This is a genomic window from Pseudomonas baetica (genome assembly GCF_002813455.1).
GTDB lineage: Bacteria > Pseudomonadota > Gammaproteobacteria > Pseudomonadales > Pseudomonadaceae > Aquipseudomonas > Aquipseudomonas baetica.
Window position 1 is genome coordinate 1,647,206 of the sequence record NZ_PHHE01000001.1, and the last position, 18,225, is coordinate 1,665,430.

Here is an 18,225-nt window from a genome sequence, read left to right on the forward strand (position 1 = left end):
CGAGCCTGCTCGCGAAGAGGCCGTGTCAGTCAACCTTAACGTTGAATGACACACCGCATTCGCGAGCAGGCTCGCTCCCACATTTGGAATGCATTCCTGTAGGAGCTGTCGAGTGAAACGAGGCTGCGATCTTTTGATCTTGTTTTTTCACAGCAAGATCAGAAGATCGCAGCCTTCGGCAGCTCCTACAGGGGGTTTCAGTGGGAACCGGCGGCTTTGTTGAGGTCGCTTTCGCTCCATTCGGTGTAGACGCAGGCATCAGCCGTGGCCCAGCGCACTTGTACCGGGTCGCCGGCCTTGAGCGGCATGCCCGCGGCTGACAATGCTTTCACCGTCATTGAGGTGCCGCCCGAGGTGACCACGCTGCAGGTCTGGCTTTCGCCGAGAAACAGCACTTCTACGACCTTCGCTGAAACCTCGTTCCAACCCGATGGCAACGGTTCGCTGATCGCTTGCGCCACGCTCAACGCCTGCGCTTTTTCCGGCCGCACCATCAGCAACACATCCTGATCGGTGTGCAACCCAGCGGTCAGGCGAATCGACAATGACTGTCCTTCAAACGAAGCCGCCGCATTGCCCTGCGCCTTGAGCTTGAGGAAGTTCGAGTTACCGAGGAACGAGGCGACAAACGCATTCGGCGGATTCTGATAAAGGTCATAACCACTGCCCAATCCAACAATCTTGCCGTGACTGAAAATCGCGATGCGTTGCGACAAGCGCATGGCTTCTTCCTGATCGTGGGTCACGTAAACGATGGTGATGCCCAGACGACGATGCAATTGGCGCAATTCATCCTGCAAATCCTCGCGCAGTTTTTTGTCCAGCGCGCCGAGCGGTTCGTCCATCAGCAGAATGCGCGGTTCGTAAACCAGCGCCCGGGCAATAGCCACGCGTTGTTGCTGGCCGCCCGAGAGTTGCGAAGGGCGGCGATGGGCGAATTGCTCAAGCTGCACCAGTTTCAGCATCGCATCGACACGCTTTTCACGTTCGGCGGCCGCTAGTTTGCGAATCGCCAGAGGAAACGCAATGTTGTCGCGCACCGACAGGTGCGGGAACAGCGAATAACGCTGAAACACCATGCCGATGTCACGCTTGTGCGGAGGCACATTGACCAACGATTCACCGTTGACGAGGATCTCGCCACTGCTCGGCGTTTCAAACCCGGCGAGCATCGACAGCGTGGTGCTTTTGCCCGAGCCGCTGGAGCCGAGAAAGGTGAGGAATTCACCGTCCTTGATGTCCAGCGAGATGTTGTCCACGGCGGCAAAATCGCCGTAGTGTTTGTTCAGTTTGCGCAGGCTGACCAGGGGTTTGTCGTTTTGCTGGGATGCGTCTTTGATCACGGCACTCATGTCGTACTCCTGGCGCTCAGGCGCTGATTTCGTTGCGCCGGCGCAATGCGGCGGCGATGACCATGACCAATACCGACAAGCCAATCAGCAGCGTCGAAGCGACGGCGATCACTGGCGTCAGGTCCTGGCGCAAGGTGGTCCACATTTTCACGGGAAGGGTTTGCAGGGTCGGGCTGGCCATCATCACGCTGAGCACCACTTCGTCCCACGAAACGAGGAAGGCGAAGAGGGCGCCGGCAACCATGCCCGGACGGATCGCCGGAAACGTCACCTTGAACACCGCTTGCAGGCGCGAGGCACCGCAGATCACCGCCGCGTCTTCAATCGACTGATCAAACAGCTTCAGCGAGTTGATGATCGAGATGATAGTGAACGGCAGCGCGACGATCACATGACTGACGACGAAGGCGAACATCGTCCCGGTGTAACCGAGCTTGAGGAACAGCGCGTACACTGCTACGGCGATGATCACCAGCGGCACGATCATCGGCAGGGTGAACAAACCGTAGAGCATTTCTCGGCCTGGGAAACGTCCGCGCACCAGCGCAAACGCCGTCGGCAAACCGAGGGCCACGGCGCAGATCGTAGTCAGCACAGCGACCTTTAGGCTGGCGGCAGCGGCGTTCATCCAGTCAGGGTTGGAGAAGAACTGGCCGTACCATTTCAGCGTCCAGCCCGGCGGCGGGAATACCAGCCACTGTGACGAGCCGAACGACAGCAGCACGATGAACACGATCGGCAACAGCAGGAACAGACCGATCAGCCCGGTGGTGGCGTAGAGGCCGAAGCGCATGCGGCGGCTCATCGCATTGGGAGTCAGGAGCATGTCGGCTTACCTCGCGTTACTGGCGCCAACCGGGGATTCCGGCTGAAGCTTCAGGTAGAAGTAGAACAGCACCAGAGTGATCGCGATCAGCAACGCAGCGCCGGCACTGGCCAGGCCCCAGTTGAGAAACGATTGCACCTGCTGAATGATGAACTCCGGCAGCATCATGTTCTGCGCCCCACCAAGCAGTGCCGGGGTGACGTAGTAACCGAGCGACATGACGAACACCATCAAGCCACCGGAGGCCAGACCCGGCCGGCACAGCGGCAGGAACACCCGGAAGAAGTTGGTCCACGGACTGGCACCGCAAATCGAACCGGCCTGCAGAATCATCGGGTCGATGGCCTGCATGGTCGCCTGCAACGGCAGCACGATGAACGGGATCATGATGTAGCTCATGCCGATCACCACGCCGGTGAGGTTGTGCACCATTTCCAGCGGTTGATCGATGATGCCCATCGCCATCAAGGCCTTGTTGATCACACCGGACGCTTGCAGCAGCACCAGCCACGAATAGGTGCGGGCGAGCAGGCTGGTCCACATCGACAGCAGCACGATGTTGAGAATCCAGCGCCCCCAGCCGCGCGGCACCAGAGTGATCGCCCAGGCCAGCGGAAAGCCCAGCAACAGGCTGAACAGCGTCACCAGCCCGGCCACCGAAAAGGTGTTGAGCAGTACTCGGGCATACGCCGAGTTGGCGAACAGTTGTTCATAGTTGCCAATGCCCGGCGTCGGTTCGAGCACGCCGCGCAACAGCAGGCCAATCAACGGCGCCAGAAAGAACAGGCCGATGAATAGCAGCGCCGGGGCGAGGTTGCCGGCGCCGCGCCAGCGTTGTTTGAAGGACATCGCAATCGCCTGTTTTCCTTCGGCCGAACCGGCAGCGCTTGCGGCGCTCCCGGTGGCAGTGGAGGGACGGGACGCCGTGGCTGCCATTTTCATTTGACCAGCCATTCGTTCCACCGTGTCGCGATGGCCTGGCCGTTTTTGGCCCAGTACGCGAAATCAAGAGTGATCTGATCCTTAGCGTAGGCAGTCGGCAGGTTGGGAGCCAGCGTCGAATCCAGACGCTCCACACTGTCGAGGTTGACCGGGGCGTAGGCGGTCAGGTTGGAGAAGTCAGCCTGGCCCTTGGCGCTGCTGGCGTTGGCCAGGAACTTCATCGCCGCGTCCTTGTTTTTCGAGCCCTTGGGGATGACCAGAATGTCGGCCATGACCAGGTTCTGCTTCCAGCTCACACCGACCGGCGCGCCATCTTCTTGCAGGGCGTGAATGCGGCCGTTCCAGAACTGGCCCATGCTCGCTTCACCGGACGCCAGCAGTTGCTGCGACTGCGCGCCGCCGCCCCACCAGACGATGTCTTTCTTGATGGTGTCGAGTTTCTTGAAAGCGCGATCCAGATCCAGCGGGTAAAGCTTGTCGGCGGCGACGCCATCGGCCAGCAGCGCCAGTTCGAGTACGCCCGGGCTTGGCCATTTGTACAGGGCGCGTTTGCCGGGGTAGGTCTTGGTGTCGAACAGCGCGCTCCAGTCCTGCGGTTTGTTGGCGCCGAGCTTGCCCTCGTTGTAGCCGAGGACAAAGGAGAAGAAGAACGAGCCGACGCCGTGGTCGCTGACGAAACGCGGGTCGATCCTGTCGCGCTGGATGACGTTGAAATCGAGGGGTTCGAGCAGGCCTTCAGCGGCGGCGCGCAAGGCGAAATCGGCTTCGACATCGACCACGTCCCATTGCACGTTGCCGCTCTCGACCATGGCTTTGAGTTTGCCGTAGTCGGTTGGGCCGTCCTGCACGACGGTGATGCCGCTGGCCTTGCTGAACGGATCGGCCCAGGCCTGTTTCTGCGCATCCTGGGTGCTTCCGCCCCAACTGACAAAATTCACGCTTTCGGCGGCCATTGCAGCCTGGCCGGTCACGCTGAGCAGTCCCGCAAAAAAGATCGCGGTTGCAGCTTTGTTCAACACCATTTTCACGCCCTCATTGTTGTGTTTTTGAGCGGGCCTTGCGTTGTTGCCCGCCTGTCGGGAGCAGTAGATGGACGTCCGTTGGAGTGTCCGGTCTATGGAATATCATATTATGGTATTCCAAACTTTGTGCAAGCACTTTGCCTTACCGGTTATCTGGCGGATCTGCTTTTTTGTGGCTTGAAATGCGAAACACTGTGGGAGCGAGCCTGCTCGCGAAAGCGGTGGATCGGCCAACATCTCCAGCGACTGAAACCCTGCTTTCGCGAGCAGGCTCGCTCCCACACTGGATTTGCGGCGGTCTCGGGTTATTCGGTGTAGGGGATGCTCTCAACCACTTCCAGGTCATAACCAGTCAACCCGGCGTACTTGAGCGGCGGGCCGAGATGGCGCAGCTTACCCACCCCAAGGTTCTGCAGAATCTGCGCCCCGGTCCCCACCTCCGAATAAATCCGCGATTGCGAGCGGCTGAATTGCCGTGGCGGTTGGGTCAATTGCGGCACCCGTTCCAGCAGCGCCTGCGACGATTCATGATTGGCCAGCACCACGACAACCCCATGCCCCTCGGCCGCGACCCGTTGCAAAGCGGCCCACAACGTCCAGTTGGTCGGCCCGCTGTACTCGGCGCCAACCAGATCCCGCAGCGGATCGATCACGTGCACGCGCACCAGCGTTGGCTCTTCGCGACGCAAATCGCCCATGACCATCGCCATGTGCACGCCGCCCTCGATGCGATCCTCAAAAGTGATCAAACGGAACGTGCCGTGCACCGTCGGCAGCTCACGTTCGCCAATCCGCTCGATGGTGTGTTCGGTGCTCAGCCGGTAGTGGATCAGGTCGGCGATGGTGCCGATCTTGATCCCGTGCTTGCGTCCGAACACTTCCAGATCCGGGCGACGAGCCATGGTGCCGTCGTCGTTCATCACCTCGACGATGACCGATGCCGGGGTGAAACCGGCGAGGCGGGCCAGATCGCAACCGGCCTCAGTGTGCCCGGCGCGGGTCAGCACGCCTCCTTCCTTGGCGCGCAGCGGGAAGATGTGACCGGGCTGCACCAGATCTTCGGCGCGGGCATCTTTTGCCACGGCGGCGGCAACCGTACAGGCGCGGTCGGCGGCGGAAATACCGGTGGTGACGCCGACCGCCGCTTCAATCGACACCGTGAACGCGGTACTGAACACGCTGCCGTTGCTGGGCACCATCTGCTCCAGACCCAAACGCTGACAGTGATCGTCAGTCAAGGTCAGGCAGATCAGGCCACGCGCTTCACGGGCCATGAAGCTGATCGCCTCGGGTGTGCAGCAATCGGCGGCGAGTAACAGGTCGCCTTCGTTTTCCCGGTCTTCGTCATCGACCAGCAGCACCATTTTGCCGAGGCGATAATCTTCGATGATTTCTTCGATGCTGTTGAAGGCCATGCTGGACTCTCAGGGTTTGTTGGAAATATATTGGTATACCATAATACAAAATCAACAAAGAGGTCACTATGAAGGCGTACTGGATTGCTCACGTGGATATAGCCGATGCCGATCACTACAGCCAATACACCCAGCGCGCGCCGGCAGCCTTCGCCGCGTTCGGCGCGAAGTTTCTGGCCAGAGGCGGGCGCAGCGAGGCGATGGAAGGGCGCAAGACGCCACAGCGCAGCGTGGTGATTGAATTCGAAAGCTATGAAAAGGCTGTGGCGTGCTACCGGTCAGCGGCGTATCAAGAAGCGAAACGTTATCGCGAAGAATGGGCTAGGGCGGAAATCATCATCGTCGAGGGCATTGTGCCACTTTAAGCAACACCACTAAACACTGTGGGAGCGAGCCTGCTCGCGAAAGCGGTCGTTCATTCAACATTTTTATCGACTGACACGACGCCTTCGCGAGCAAGCCCGCTCCCACAGCGGCGAAGGTGATCCTCAGCGGATAAAGTGGATCTTGCCGCTGTCGTCATTGCCCATGTAGATGCCATACACCCCGGCCTGGCGCTCCTCGATATAGCGTTCGAGGATCTGCCGGATCGCCGGGTAATAGATCTGTTCCCACGGGATGTCTTCGGGGGCGAAGAATTTATAGTCGAGGGTTTCCGGGCCGTACTGGCCGGTGATCTCCAGCGCGCTGGCGCGGAAGATGATGTACACCTCGCTGATCTTCGGCACGCTGAAGATCGAGTACGGCGAGACGATTTCCGCACGCACACCGCTTTCTTCCCAGACTTCACGCAGCGCCGCCTGTTCGGTGGTCTCGCCGCTTTCCATGAAACCGGCTGGCAGCGTCCAGGTGCCCGGACGTGGAGGGATCGCCCGTTGGCACAGGAGGTATTTGCCGTCCTGCTCGATGATGCAGCCGGCAATGATCTTCGGATTGACGTAGTGGATGTAGCCGCAGCCGCGGCACATCAGGCGCTCGTGCGTATCGCCCGGCGGCACCTGCTGACCGAGGTCAGGGCCACCGCATTTCGGGCAATAGCTCGGGCTGGACATGTCAGTGACCTATACGAGGTTCTTTCAGCGCAATGGGCAGGGTGATCGCAGGCACGGCGCCTGTTTCTTCCTGCTTGCGCTTGAGGTAATCGAGAGCGACAGCAGCCGCGGCACGCACGTGATCGACGCACGCCTGATGCGCCGCCAGTGGATCGCCACTCTTGATCGCTTCGACCATTTTTTCCATCTCATGGTTACTCGCGCCGCGACGGTTTTGCTGAGACACCGAAGTCGCCCGCAGGTAACTGATGCGTGCCTGCAACTGACGCAGTTGCGTGGCCGCGACATGGTTGCCCGAGCCTTCGAGCAGCACGTCGTAGAAACCCTGCACCGAATCGATCACCTGCTGCAACTCGCCGTCCTTGAGTGCCTTGCGGTTGTCATCGAGGGCTTTTTCCAGGGCTTTGATGTCCTTGGCTTTGGCGCGCAGGGTGAACAGCTGCACGATCAAACCTTCGAGCACGCAACGCAGCTCATAGATATCAACGGCATCGGCCAGTGTAATGATGGCGACGCGCGGGCCCTTGGCGTCGGCGAACTCCACCAGACCTTCGGATTCGAGGTGACGCAAGGCTTCGCGCACCGACGTGCGGCTCACGCCCAGGCGATCGCACAGATCGCGTTCGACCAGACGATCCCCTGGCATAAGCTGGAAATTCATGATCGCGCTACGCAGTTTATCCAGCACGATTTCGCGCAGGGTAACGGGGTTGCGATTGACCTTGAAGCTGTCGTCGAGTGGCTGGCGTTTCATGGGGTCCGCTCTTTACTGTGGCTGTCCATGCCAGACGGGCATCAAAACAGCCGAGGGGTTAACTGGAGGCCTCGGCGTCGGCTTCGGCGAAGGCTTCACGGGCGAGCCGGAAACTGTCCACGGCCGCCGGGACGCCGCAATAAATGCCGACCTGAAGCAGAATTTCGCGTATTTGCTCACGACTCAGGCCGTTACGCAAGGCGCCACGCACATGCAGCTTGAGTTCGTGCGGACGGTTGAGCGCCGAGATCATCGCCAGGTTGATCATGCTGCGCTCCTTGAGCGACAACCCCTCGCGACCCCAGACATGGCCCCAGCAGTATTCGGTGACCATCTCCTGCAAGGGACGGGTGAAGTCGTCGGCGTTCTCGATCGAGCGCTGTACGTAGGCTTCGCCGAGCACCTGGGTGCGGATCTTCAGGCCTTTTTCGTACTTTTCGTTACTCATCATTCCTCCAATCCACAGGTGTTCCCTGTGGGAGCGAGCCTGCTCGCGAAGGCGTCGTGTCAGTCGATGCAAATGTTGAATGATCAACCGCTTTCGCGAGCAGGCTCGCTCCCACATTGGCAATCGTGTCTGGCTGTCAGGCCAGGGTTGGCAACGGGCCCAACTTGCCCTTGTGATAAATCATCGGCGTCACCGGCTGCGCGGGCAGGATCAGGTGCTTCACTGCGCCAACGATAATCGCGTGATCGCCGCCATCGTATTCCCGCCACAACTCGCACTCGATGATCGCCGTGGCCTTGGCCAGAATCGGGTTACCCAGTTCGCTCAAATGCCACTCAATGTCCTTGGCCTTGTCCTTGCCTTTACCGGCGAAGGCATAGGCCTCGGCGGTCTGCTCGGCGGACAGCAAATGGATTGCGAATTTCTTGCTGTCACGCAGCACCGGGTAGGTGTCGGAGGCATAGTTGGGGCAGAACAGCACCAGTGCCGGGTCAATCGACAACGCGCTGAAGGCGCTGGCGGTGATGCCGACGATGCCGCCATCCGGGTCGAGGGTGGTGACCACCGTGACGCCGGACGGGAACGAGCTCATGACGTCTTTGTAAATGCCGGGTTCGATCATTTCGCAGGACTCCTAGCGCATCACAAACGGATCAGGCATGGGCGCCTGAGAAAGGTTGATCCACACCGTTTTCAGTTCGGTGTAGGCCAGCACCGAGTCGATGCCGCTTTCGCGTCCATAGCCACTGTTCTTGAAGCCGCCGATGGGCGCCATGGCCGACACCGCGCGGTAAGTGTTGACCCAGATGATCCCCGAACGCACATCGCGAGCGAGGCGATGAGCGCGACCGAGATCGCGCGTCCAGATGCCGGCGGCGAGGCCGAACTGTGAGTCGTTGGCGATCGCCAGCGCTTCTGCTTCATCTTTAAAGCGCATCACCGACGCCACTGGTCCGAAGACTTCTTCCTGCATGATCTTCATCGAACTGCGGTCGCACTCGAACAGCGTTGGCTCATAGAACCAGCCGTCGCCGAGATCTGCCGGGCGCTTGCCGCCCGTGCGCAGACGCGCGCCTTCAGCGATGGCATCGGCGACCAGACCTTCAACCACCGCCAGTTGCTGCGCGGTGGCCATCGGGCCCATTTCGCTGTTGTCTTCCTGCGGATTGCCGATGCGAATGCGCTGGGCGCGTTCAACCAGTCGATTGACGAATTCGTCGTAGATTTCGTCCTGCACCAGCAGGCGCGAACCGGACACGCAACTCTGACCGGACGCGGCGTAGATCCCGGCAATCGCGCCGTTGATCGCGCTGTCCAGGTCGGCGTCGGCGAAGATGATGTTCGGCGACTTGCCGCCCAGTTCCAGCGACAGCTTGGCGAAGTTCTCGGCGCTGCTGCGCACCACATGCCGCGCTGTGGCCGCGCCGCCAGTGAAGGCGATCTTGCGGATCAGCGGATGGCGGGTGAGGGCGGCGCCGGTGCTCGGGCCGTAACCGGTGACGACATTGACCACGCCCGGCGGAATTCCGGCTTCGAGGGCCAGACGCGCCAGCTCCAGAATCGTCGCCGAGGCGTGTTCGGACGGCTTGATCACAATCGTGTTGCCGGCGGCGAGGGCCGGGGCCAGTTTGATTGCAGTCAGATACAGCGGGCTGTTCCACGGAATGATCGCGGCGACCACGCCCATGGCTTCGTGCACGGTGTAGGCGAACAGATCCGGTTTATCCAGCGGTAGCGTGCCGCCTTCGAGCTTGTCGGCCAAACCGGCGGTGTAGTGGAAGAACTCCGGCAGATAGCTGACTTGACCCCGGGTTTCGCGGATCAGCTTGCCGTTGTCGCGGCTTTCCAGTTGCGCCAGTTGTTCTTTGTTTTCTGCGATCAGGTCACCGAGGCGACGCAGCAACTTGCCGCGTGCGGTGGCGGTGAGGCCACGCCAGGCCGGGCTGTCGAAGGCCGTCTGCGCGGCTTGCACGGCGCGTTCGACGTCGGCTTCGTCAGCATCGGGCAGTTGCGCCCATGGCTTGGCCAATGCCGGATTGAGGCTTTCGAAAGTCTTGCCGGAGAGGGCGTCGACCCATTCTCCGCCGATGCACATCTGGAAGCGTGCGAGTGTCATGCAACGATCCCCTTTATTTGGTTTTGTCGGGAGTGTGCGAATTCGAGAAATTCCAGCAGCGTCTGGTTGACCAGACGCGGCGACTCTACGGGCATCATATGCCGTTGCTCGGGCAGCACGGCAACCTTCGCGCCGGGGATGCATCGGGCCAGTTGCTCGGCCATTTCCGGGGTGGAACCGGGGTCGAGTTCGCCAGTGGCGATCAGCGTTGGCGCCTGAATACTGCCCAGGTCGTCGACGCGGTACATGTCTTGGGTGGCGAACAATTCGTAAGTGGTCAGATAACCCTGCGGATCATTGCCGGCCAGGGTCTGGCGGATCGCGGCGATCTGCGCTGGGTTGGCCGCCTGATACTCGCGGCTGAACCAGCGTGACAACGCGGCTTCGGCATTGGCGTCCGGGCCATGTTCGGCCGCTTGCGCGGTGCGTGCGATGACGCCGGCGCGCTGCTCTTCGCTGCGGTTGAACACACTGTTCAAGACCACCAGGCTTTGCAGGCGCTGCGGGTAATGCAGGGCAAACGCCCGCGCTACCAAGCCACCCATGGAAAACCCGATCACCGCTGCCTCAGGCAGATTCAAATGATCAAGCAGCTCCAGCAACTGATCGGCGTAACCAAGCAGGTGGGTGCTGCTGGCCGGTCGCGGGCTGGCGCCATGGCCGAGCATGTCGTAGGCGATCACCCGGTACTGGCTGGACAGGCCGACAATCTGCCCGCCCCACATTTCTTTGTTCAGGCCCACGCCGTGGATCAAGACCACGGGCTGGCCTTGGCCGGTCGCCAGGTAACTGGTGCCAGCCGGGGTGAGTTCAGCGGTGAGCCGAATCATGGAGCGCTCCTGCAGTGCCTTTTTATTGTGATTACTGGGCTTTTTCGGCGGCCAGTTCTTCCAGATCGATGTAGCGGTTGCCGATGCGCGGGTGCAGGCGGCCACCGTCGGCGCAACCCAGCACGACAACGATTTCGTCGGCGCGCGGCGCGTCTTCGATCTGCATTTCCAGGGTGATGTAGTGCGAACGCAGGCCTTCGTCGTCCTTGTGCATCATCGGGATCTGGATCGAAGTGCCCGGGCCGCCGCGCTTGTTGGTGAAGCTCAGGTAGCTCTTGGCCTTGACCGCTTCGCGGTAGTGGTTGCCGAAGCGCAGGGTGTGGATCACGGCGGAAGCGTGTTCGATTTCGCCGTCAGCGCCGACCACGGCTGCTTTACCGTAAGCCTCGATCTTCTCTGCGCCGCCGATGATGGCGACCAGACGTTCAACCATCATCGCGCCCAGATCCGAGCAGTTGGCACGGATCTGCGGCTTGAGGTCTTCAACAAAGCCGTTACCCACCCAAGGGTTTTTCATCACGACAGCGAGGCCGACCATGGTCACTGGCTCGTCGGTGGCTTTGCCGCCTTCGATGAAGGTTTCTTCGACATAGCTGACGATCTTGCGAATTTCGAAACTCATGAGCTGCTCCGTTGGGGGATTGAGAGTGTCTGTGCGCCTGATGGTATACCATAATACCGATCGTGCAAGTCCCCCGCACAAGATTTGCCGCATCCATCCGGCGAATGGCGCTGCATTCACCCGTCACCGCAGATCCCCCAAACACCGCTAACCCCTGTGGGAGGGGGCTTGCTCCCGAAAGCGGCGGATCAGGCGACATTTATAGTGGCTGACACCCCGTCTTCGGGAGCAAGCCCCCTCCCACAATGGAATTCACTGGCGACAGGAGCCTGCATCCGGTTAACAAAAGATAACGTGGCGCCGATTGTCAGACGTTTCTAAAGCCCGATAGGATGAGCCAGCTTCCGAAGTGGCTCTGGATTGCGGGTTTGAGGACTATGCTTCTGACCAGCCATCAGCGGAGCACACTTGCGGCGCCCTTGAAGGCCAATGGCCTAACAATAATAAATAGGGGAAGGTCTATGAGTCGTTGCCGCCCGCCGGCGTTACGCAACACCGCGTTGCTGGCCACAGCACTCGCGCTGCTGGGCTTTGCCACGTTGTCGGCACCTGTGATTGCCGCCGAGGCTCCGGCCGACGTGGTCTATGCCAGCGCATCCGCCAAAGCTGCAAAAAGCCTGATTCTCGATGTTGTCCACGCCGGAGCACGGCTGGTGGCGGTCGGGGATCGCGGGCACATTCTCTATTCCGATGACCAGGGCAAGACCTGGACTCAAGCCAAAGTGCCAAGCCGGCAACTGTTGACGGCTGTGTATTTCGTCGATGACAAACACGGCTGGGCGGTCGGCCACGACGCGCAGATCCTCGCCAGCGAGGACGGCGGTCTGACCTGGACCAAACAATTTGAAGACCTCAAACGCGAATCGCCGCTGCTCGATGTCTGGTTCAAGGACGTCAACAGCGGCCTCGCCGTGGGCGCTTACGGCGCTTTGCTGGAAACCACCGACAGTGGCAAGAACTGGCAAGACGTCAGCGATCGCCTCGACAACGAGGACCAGTTCCACCTCAACGCCATCGCCGCTGTAAAAGACGCCGGGCTGTTCATCGTCGGTGAGTCGGGCAGCATGTTCCGCTCCGCCGACTGGGGCCAGACCTGGGAAAAACTCGAAGGCCCGTATGAAGGTTCGCTGTTCGGTGTGATCGGTACGGCGCAACCGCAGACACTGCTGGCCTACGGCTTGCGCGGCAACCTCTACCGCTCCACTGATTTCGGCAGCAACTGGGAACAGGTTGAGTTGAAGGCTGCTCGCGGCGCGCTGGAGTTCGGTCTGTCCGGCGCCACGCTGCTCGAAGACGGCTCCATCGTCATCGTCGGTAACGGCGGCTCAGTGATCAGCAGCAGCGACAACGGCGAAACCTTCAGCGTGTTCAACCGCCCGGATCGCATTTCCCTGTCGTCGGTCACCGCCGCTGGCGACGGCAACCTGATTCTGACCGGGCAGGGTGGCGTTCACACCACCCTGCCAAACGGCGCCGAGATTAATAATAAGAAGGCGGGGCTATGACTTCCTTGATCACTCCTCAGCAGGAAAAAGCGACGCTCCTCGAACGTCTGATTTTCAACAACCGCCCGGCCGTGATCCTGATCTGCCTGGTGGTGAGCATTTTCCTGTTCTGGCAGGCCACGCTGATCCGGCCGTCCACCAGTTTCGAAAAAATGATCCCGCTGCAGCATCCGTTCATCGAGAAGATGATGGAGCACCGCAACGATCTGGCGAACCTGGGCAACACCGTGCGCATTTCGGTGGAGGCCACTGACGGCGACATCTTCTCCAAGGAGTACATGGAGACGCTGCGTCAGATCAACGACGAGGTGTTCTACATCTCCGGTGTTGACCGCTCCGGCCTCAAGTCACTGTGGAGTCCGAGCGTACGCTGGACCGAAGTGACCGAAGAAGGTTTTGCCGGCGGTGAAGTGATCCCGCAGAGCTACAACGGCTCGCAGGACAGCCTCGATCTGCTGCGCAACAACGTGCTCAAGTCCGGTCAGGTCGGGCGGCTGGTGGCCAACGACTTCAAGTCGAGCATCGTCGACATCCCGCTGCTGGAGTCCTACCCGGACCCCCAGGATCAAGGCAAGTTGCTGGCGCTGGACTATCGCAAGTTCTCCCATGAACTTGAAGACAAGATCCGCAACAAGTTCGAAGCGCAGAACCCCAACGTCAAGATCCACATCGTCGGTTTCGCCAAGAAGGTCGGCGACCTGATCGACGGCCTGGTGATGGTGGTGTTGTTCTTCGGCATCGCCTTCGTCATCACTCTGATTTTGCTGCTGTGGTTCACCAACTGCGTGCGCAGCACCATCGCGGTGTTGAGCACGACGCTGGTGGCGGTGGTCTGGCAACTCGGCTTGATGCACTTTTTCGGCTTTGGCCTCGATCCGTATTCGATGCTGGTGCCGTTCCTGATCTTCGCCATCGGTATCTCCCACGGCGTGCAGAAGATCAACGGTATCGCCCTGCAATCCAGTGAGGCGGACAACGCCCTGACTGCCGCACGCCGCACGTTCCGGCAGCTGTTCCTGCCGGGGATGATCGCGATTCTCGCGGATGCGGTGGGTTTCATCACGCTGCTGATCATCGACATCGGCGTGATCCGTGAGCTGGCCATCGGCGCGTCAATCGGCGTGGCGGTCATCGTCTTCACCAACCTGATCCTGCTGCCGGTGGCGATTTCCTATGTCGGCATCAGCAAGCGTGCGATCGCCAAGAGCAAGAAAGACGCAAACCGCGAGCATCCGTTCTGGCGCCTGCTGTCGAATTTCGCCAGCCCGAAAGTTGCACCGATCTCTGTCGCCCTGGCGCTGATCGCCTTCGGTGGCGGCCTCTGGTACAGCCAGAACCTGAAAATCGGTGACCTCGACCAAGGCGCGCCGGAGCTGCGTCCGGACTCGCGCTACAACAAGGACAACAACTTCATCATCAGCAACTACTCGACCAGCTCCGACGTGCTGGTGGTGATGGTCAAGACCAAGGCTGAAGGTTGCTCACGCTTCGAAGCCATGGCGCCGATCGATGAACTGATGTGGAAGATGCAGAACACCGAGGGCGTGCAGTCGGCGATCTCGCTGGTGACCGTGTCCAAGCAGATGATCAAGGGCATGAACGAGGGCAACCTGAAGTGGGAAACCCTGTCGCGCAACCCCGACGTGTTGAACAACTCGATTGCCCGGGCCGACGGTCTGTACAACAACAGTTGCTCGCTGGCGCCGGTGCTGGTGTTCCTCAACGATCACAAGGCCGAAACCCTCGATCGTGCGGTGCAGGCGGTGCAGGAGTTTGCCAAGGACAACAACAAGGACGGTCTGGAATTCATCCTCGCCGCCGGTAACGCCGGGATCGAAGCGGCCACCAACGAAGTCATCAAACAGGCCGAACTGACCATCCTGATCCTGGTGTACATCTGCGTGGCGGTGATGTGCATGATCACCTTCCGTTCCTGGGCCGCGACCCTGTGCATCGTCCTGCCGCTGGTGCTGACCTCGGTGCTGGGCAACGCGCTGATGGCGTTCATGGGCATCGGCGTGAAAGTCGCGACCTTGCCAGTGGTGGCGCTGGGCGTGGGGATTGGCGTGGACTACGGGATCTACATCTACAGTCGCCTGGAAAGTTTCCTGCGGGCCGGTCTGCCGTTGCAGGAAGCCTATTACCAGACCCTGAAATCCACCGGTAAAGCGGTACTGTTCACCGGTCTGTGCCTGGCCATCGGCGTGTGCACCTGGATCTTCTCGGCGATCAAGTTCCAGGCCGACATGGGCCTGATGCTGACCTTCATGCTGCTGTGGAACATGTTCGGTGCGCTGTGGCTGCTGCCGGCACTGGCGAAGTTCCTGATCAAACCGGAGAAACTGGCGGGGCAGAAGGGCAATTCGTTGTTTGCTCACTGATCTGCAGGGCTGAAACGACAAAGCCGCAACCTTCAGGTTGCGGCTTTTTTACATCTTATGATCCACACAAAACCCTGTGGGAGCTGGCTTGCCAGCGATAGCGGACTAACATCCAACAGCAATGTTGAATGCTAAGCCCTCATCGCTGGCAAGCCAGCTCCCACAGGTTCTTTGGTGTTCAGGAGAGTTCTGTGCCAAGCACAACGCTGAGCGCACTACGCGCATCATCCAGCTGCACCAGCGTTGCATGGCGGGCGCCAAGGGCATCACGGTTTTCGATGGCGGTAAGAATCGCCTTGTGCCGAGGCAACGCCAACTCATGCAGATTCGGCCGCTGGTTCGAATGCTTCAACGCCTCGGCAATCGCCACCGACAACATGTTGCACAGGTTCGCCAGCAAGTCGTTGTGGGTCGCATCGGCAATCCGGCTGTGGAAATCCAGATCCGGTTGCAGCAAGGCTTCCGGCGTCGGCGCCGCTTCCATGCGTTGGTAGGCTTCGCCGATGGCGGCGATGTCGGCATCGGTCGCATGCTGGGCGGCGAGGGCGGCCGCGGCGGGTTCGATGATGCTGCGCACACTCGTCAGGACGTTGAAGAACTCGTTCTGCGGGCTGCTTTGCATCAGCCAGTGCAGCACGTCCGGGTCGAGCATGTGCCATTCGCGGCGCGCCTTGACCACCGTGCCCACCCGAGGCCTGGAGTAGACCAGACCCTTGGCCACCAGCACCCGCGTGGCTTCGCGCAATACCGGCCGGCTGACCGCGTACTCCTCGCACAGCAAGGCTTCGGCGGGCAGTTTGTCGTCGGGCTTGAAGCGTCCGGAGACGATCTGCATGCCCAGTTCCTGGACGATGCGCGAGTGCATGCTTTTGCGGTCGGAGGGTTTGCGGTAATCCATGGGGAACGGCGCGATCCTGAGCGATGGAGATGCCGCGCATCATAGCAGGCACCAGACAATCTTGAGGCAGACACAGAAGCCAAATGTGGGAGCGAGCCTGCTCGCGAAGGCGGTATATCAGTCAAACAGGTGTCGACTGACACTCCCTCTTCGCGAGCAGGCTCGCTCCCACAGGGGAATTGTGTTGTCAGTGGGAATGACGCGGCACTTCAGCCCCACGGCAGCCGACCAAAAAGTCAAAGTCACAGCCCTGATCCGCCTGCAATACATGGTCGATGTAAAGCTGACGATACCCACCCACCAACAATTGCTGGGGCGGCTGCAGGTCAGCCATGCGCGCCGCCAGCTCAGCATCCGGAATATCCAGATGCAACCGGCCAGTGGCGCAGTCGAGTTCGATCCAGTCGCCTTCCTTCACCGTCGCCAAAGGCCCACCCGCAGCCGCTTCTGGAGCCACGTGCAAAACCACCGTGCCGTACGCCGTGCCGCTCATCCGTGCGTCAGAGATACGCACCATATCCGTCACGCCCTGGGCCAACAGCTTGGCCGGCAACCCCATGTTGCCGACTTCGGCCATGCCCGGATAACCCTTCGGCCCGCAATTTTTCATCACCAGAATCGAATCCTTATCGACATCGAGTTCCGGGTCGTTGATCCGCGCCTTGTACATGTCGAAGTTCTCGAACACCACCGCCCGCCCGCGATGCTGCATCAATTCCGGGGTCGCGGCAGATGGCTTGAGCACCGCACCCAGTGGCGCCAGATTGCCGCGCAACACACAAATCCCGCCGTCGGCGCGAATCGGATTGTCGAGCGTGCGGATCACTTCGTCCTCACCGTAAATCGGTGCGTCTTTGGTGTTCTCGCCGATGGACTTGCCATTGACTGTCAGCGCAGTCGGGTGCGGAATCAGATTGGCCTCACCGAGGCGACGCAATACTGCGGGCAGGCCTCCAGCGTAATAGAACTCTTCCATCAGGAAGCGTCCGGACGGTTGCAGGTCGACGATGGTCGGCATGCCGCGCCCCATGCGCGTCCAGTCATCCAGATCCAGCTCGACACCGATGCGTCCGGCAATCGCTTTCAAGTGAATCACCGCGTTGGTCGAACCGCCGATGGCCGCGTTGACGCGAATGGCGTTCTCGAAGGCTTCTTTGGTCAGAATCTTCGACAGCTTCAAATCTTCGCGAACCATCTCCACCGCGCGCATGCCGGACATGTGCGCCAACACATAACGTCGCGCATCCACCGCTGGAATCGCCGCGTTATGGGGCAGGGAAGTGCCCAGTGCTTCGGCCATGCAAGCCATGGTCGATGCGGTGCCCATGGTGTTGCAGGTGCCCGCCGAACGCGACATGCCGCCCTCGGCCGCGAGGAAATCGTCGATGGTGATGGTGCCAGCCTTGACCTGTTCGCTGAGCTGCCAGACCACCGTGCCGGAGCCGATGTCCTTGCCCTTGTGCTTGCCGTTGAGCATCGGCCCGCCGGTGACGACGATCGCCGGCACGTCGCAACTGGCTGCGCCCATCAGCAGCGCCGGGGTGGTTTTGTCGCAACCGGTCAGCAGCACCACGCCGTCAATCGGGTTGCCGCGAATCGCTTCTTCAACGTCCATGCTCGCCAGATTGCGGGTAAGCATGGCAGTCGGGCGCAGGTTCGATTCGCCGTTGGAGAACACCGGGAATTCCACTGGAAAACCACCGGCCTCGATCACCCCGCGTTTGACGTGCTCCGCAATCTGGCGGAAGTGCGCGTTGCACGGAGTCAATTCCGACCAGGTGTTGCAGATGCCGATGATCGGCTTGCCATGGAACTGGTGGTCGGCGATGCCCTGATTCTTCATCCAGCTGCGGTACATGAAGCCGTTCTTGTCGGCCGTGCCAAACCATTGGGCGGAGCGCAGGGTGGGTTTCTTCTCAGACATGATCGATTCTCTTATTGTATGACTATAGTGTTCCAGCTACGGCTTAATCTAAGCGTAAAATCCTATGTTTGGAAGTGTTGTTGGTGAATTAGTATTACTATATAGTCGTTTTCGACGGAGGGATGGCCCTGACGGTTT

17 protein-coding genes are annotated in these 18,225 nt (G+C 60.3%); 3 read left to right on the top strand and 14 right to left on the bottom strand.

The genetic code is table 11. The features are described from left to right. Nucleotides 1-197 precede the first annotated feature (197 nt). From ATI02_RS07640 to ribBA, 5 genes are all read right to left on the bottom strand, one after another. A complete protein-coding gene (locus tag ATI02_RS07640; protein WP_100845920.1) occupies nt 198-1,352 on the bottom strand; it encodes an ABC transporter ATP-binding protein in 1,155 nt (384 codons plus the stop codon). A 16-nt stretch (nt 1,353-1,368) separates the two neighbouring features. Continuing rightward, entirely contained in the window at nt 1,369-2,178 is an 810-nt protein-coding gene (locus tag ATI02_RS07645) for an ABC transporter permease (RefSeq protein ID WP_007918021.1), read from the bottom strand. 6 nt (nt 2,179-2,184) lie between these two features. After that, nucleotides 2,185-3,120 carry an ABC transporter permease gene (locus ATI02_RS07650; protein ID WP_100845921.1) on the bottom strand — a complete coding sequence of 312 codons (936 nt, stop codon included), beginning with the start codon at nt 3,118-3,120 and terminating at the stop codon, nt 2,185-2,187. Continuing rightward, nucleotides 3,117-4,142, bottom strand: coding sequence for an ABC transporter substrate-binding protein (locus ATI02_RS07655; protein WP_100845922.1), 1,026 nt, complete (start codon nt 4,140-4,142; stop codon nt 3,117-3,119). Before ATI02_RS07655 ends, ATI02_RS07650 begins: the two co-directional genes overlap by 4 nt. 305 nt (nt 4,143-4,447) lie before the next feature. Further along, nucleotides 4,448-5,557, bottom strand: a complete 1,110-nt coding sequence (gene ribBA, locus ATI02_RS07665) for a bifunctional 3,4-dihydroxy-2-butanone-4-phosphate synthase/GTP cyclohydrolase II (protein ID WP_100845924.1) — start codon at nt 5,555-5,557, stop codon at nt 4,448-4,450. A gap of 68 nt (nt 5,558-5,625) precedes the next feature. Between ribBA and ATI02_RS07670 the strand changes: the two genes are divergently transcribed. After that, on the top strand, nt 5,626-5,922 hold the full coding sequence (locus ATI02_RS07670; protein WP_100845925.1) for a DUF1330 domain-containing protein: 297 nt from the start codon (nt 5,626-5,628) through the stop codon (nt 5,920-5,922). Between the two features lie 123 nt (nt 5,923-6,045). Here ATI02_RS07670 and ATI02_RS07675 read toward each other — a convergent pair whose 3' ends face one another. From ATI02_RS07675 to ATI02_RS07705, 7 genes are all read right to left on the bottom strand, one after another. Next, entirely contained in the window at nt 6,046-6,609 is a 564-nt protein-coding gene (locus ATI02_RS07675; protein ID WP_095191049.1) for an NUDIX hydrolase, read from the bottom strand. A 1-nt stretch (nt 6,610) separates the two neighbouring features. Beyond that, nucleotides 6,611-7,363, bottom strand: a complete 753-nt coding sequence (locus ATI02_RS07680; RefSeq protein WP_095191048.1) for a GntR family transcriptional regulator — start codon at nt 7,361-7,363, stop codon at nt 6,611-6,613. A 58-nt stretch (nt 7,364-7,421) separates the two neighbouring features. Beyond that, nucleotides 7,422-7,811, bottom strand: a complete 390-nt coding sequence (locus tag ATI02_RS07685; protein ID WP_007968634.1) for a carboxymuconolactone decarboxylase family protein — start codon at nt 7,809-7,811, stop codon at nt 7,422-7,424. A 136-nt stretch (nt 7,812-7,947) separates the two neighbouring features. After that, complete coding sequence (locus ATI02_RS07690) at nt 7,948-8,433, bottom strand: flavin reductase family protein (RefSeq protein ID WP_095191047.1); 486 nt, start codon at nt 8,431-8,433, stop codon at nt 7,948-7,950. Nucleotides 8,434-8,445: 12 nt separating this feature from the next. Continuing rightward, the gene (locus ATI02_RS07695; RefSeq protein WP_100845926.1) at nt 8,446-9,927 is read right to left on the bottom strand and encodes an aldehyde dehydrogenase; all 1,482 of its coding nucleotides are present in this window, start codon (nt 9,925-9,927) and stop codon (nt 8,446-8,448) included. Beyond that, nucleotides 9,924-10,757: an alpha/beta fold hydrolase gene (locus ATI02_RS07700; protein ID WP_100845927.1), complete on the bottom strand. Its 834-nt coding sequence runs from the start codon at nt 10,755-10,757 to the stop codon at nt 9,924-9,926. The genes ATI02_RS07695 and ATI02_RS07700 overlap by 4 nt, the downstream gene beginning before the upstream one ends. A 31-nt stretch (nt 10,758-10,788) precedes the next feature. Continuing rightward, nucleotides 10,789-11,379, bottom strand: coding sequence for an amino acid synthesis family protein (locus tag ATI02_RS07705; RefSeq protein ID WP_100845928.1), 591 nt, complete (start codon nt 11,377-11,379; stop codon nt 10,789-10,791). A gap of 461 nt (nt 11,380-11,840) precedes the next feature. Between ATI02_RS07705 and ATI02_RS07710 the strand changes: the two genes are divergently transcribed. Then, nucleotides 11,841-12,884 (top strand): WD40/YVTN/BNR-like repeat-containing protein, encoded by a 1,044-nt coding sequence (locus ATI02_RS07710; protein WP_095191043.1) that lies wholly within the window; start codon nt 11,841-11,843, stop codon nt 12,882-12,884. Then, nucleotides 12,881-15,265, top strand: coding sequence for an efflux RND transporter permease subunit (locus ATI02_RS07715; RefSeq protein WP_095191042.1), 2,385 nt, complete (start codon nt 12,881-12,883; stop codon nt 15,263-15,265). The genes ATI02_RS07710 and ATI02_RS07715 overlap by 4 nt, the downstream gene beginning before the upstream one ends. A gap of 178 nt (nt 15,266-15,443) precedes the next feature. On the opposite strand, the gene ATI02_RS07720 is transcribed toward ATI02_RS07715, so the two are convergent. Both ATI02_RS07720 and ATI02_RS07725 read right to left on the bottom strand, forming a co-directional pair. Continuing rightward, complete coding sequence (locus tag ATI02_RS07720) at nt 15,444-16,163, bottom strand: FadR/GntR family transcriptional regulator (RefSeq protein WP_008088045.1); 720 nt, start codon at nt 16,161-16,163, stop codon at nt 15,444-15,446. Nucleotides 16,164-16,350: 187 nt separating this feature from the next. Then, nucleotides 16,351-18,087 (bottom strand): IlvD/Edd family dehydratase, encoded by a 1,737-nt coding sequence (locus ATI02_RS07725; protein ID WP_100845929.1) that lies wholly within the window; start codon nt 18,085-18,087, stop codon nt 16,351-16,353. Nucleotides 18,088-18,225: the final 138 nt, after the last annotated feature.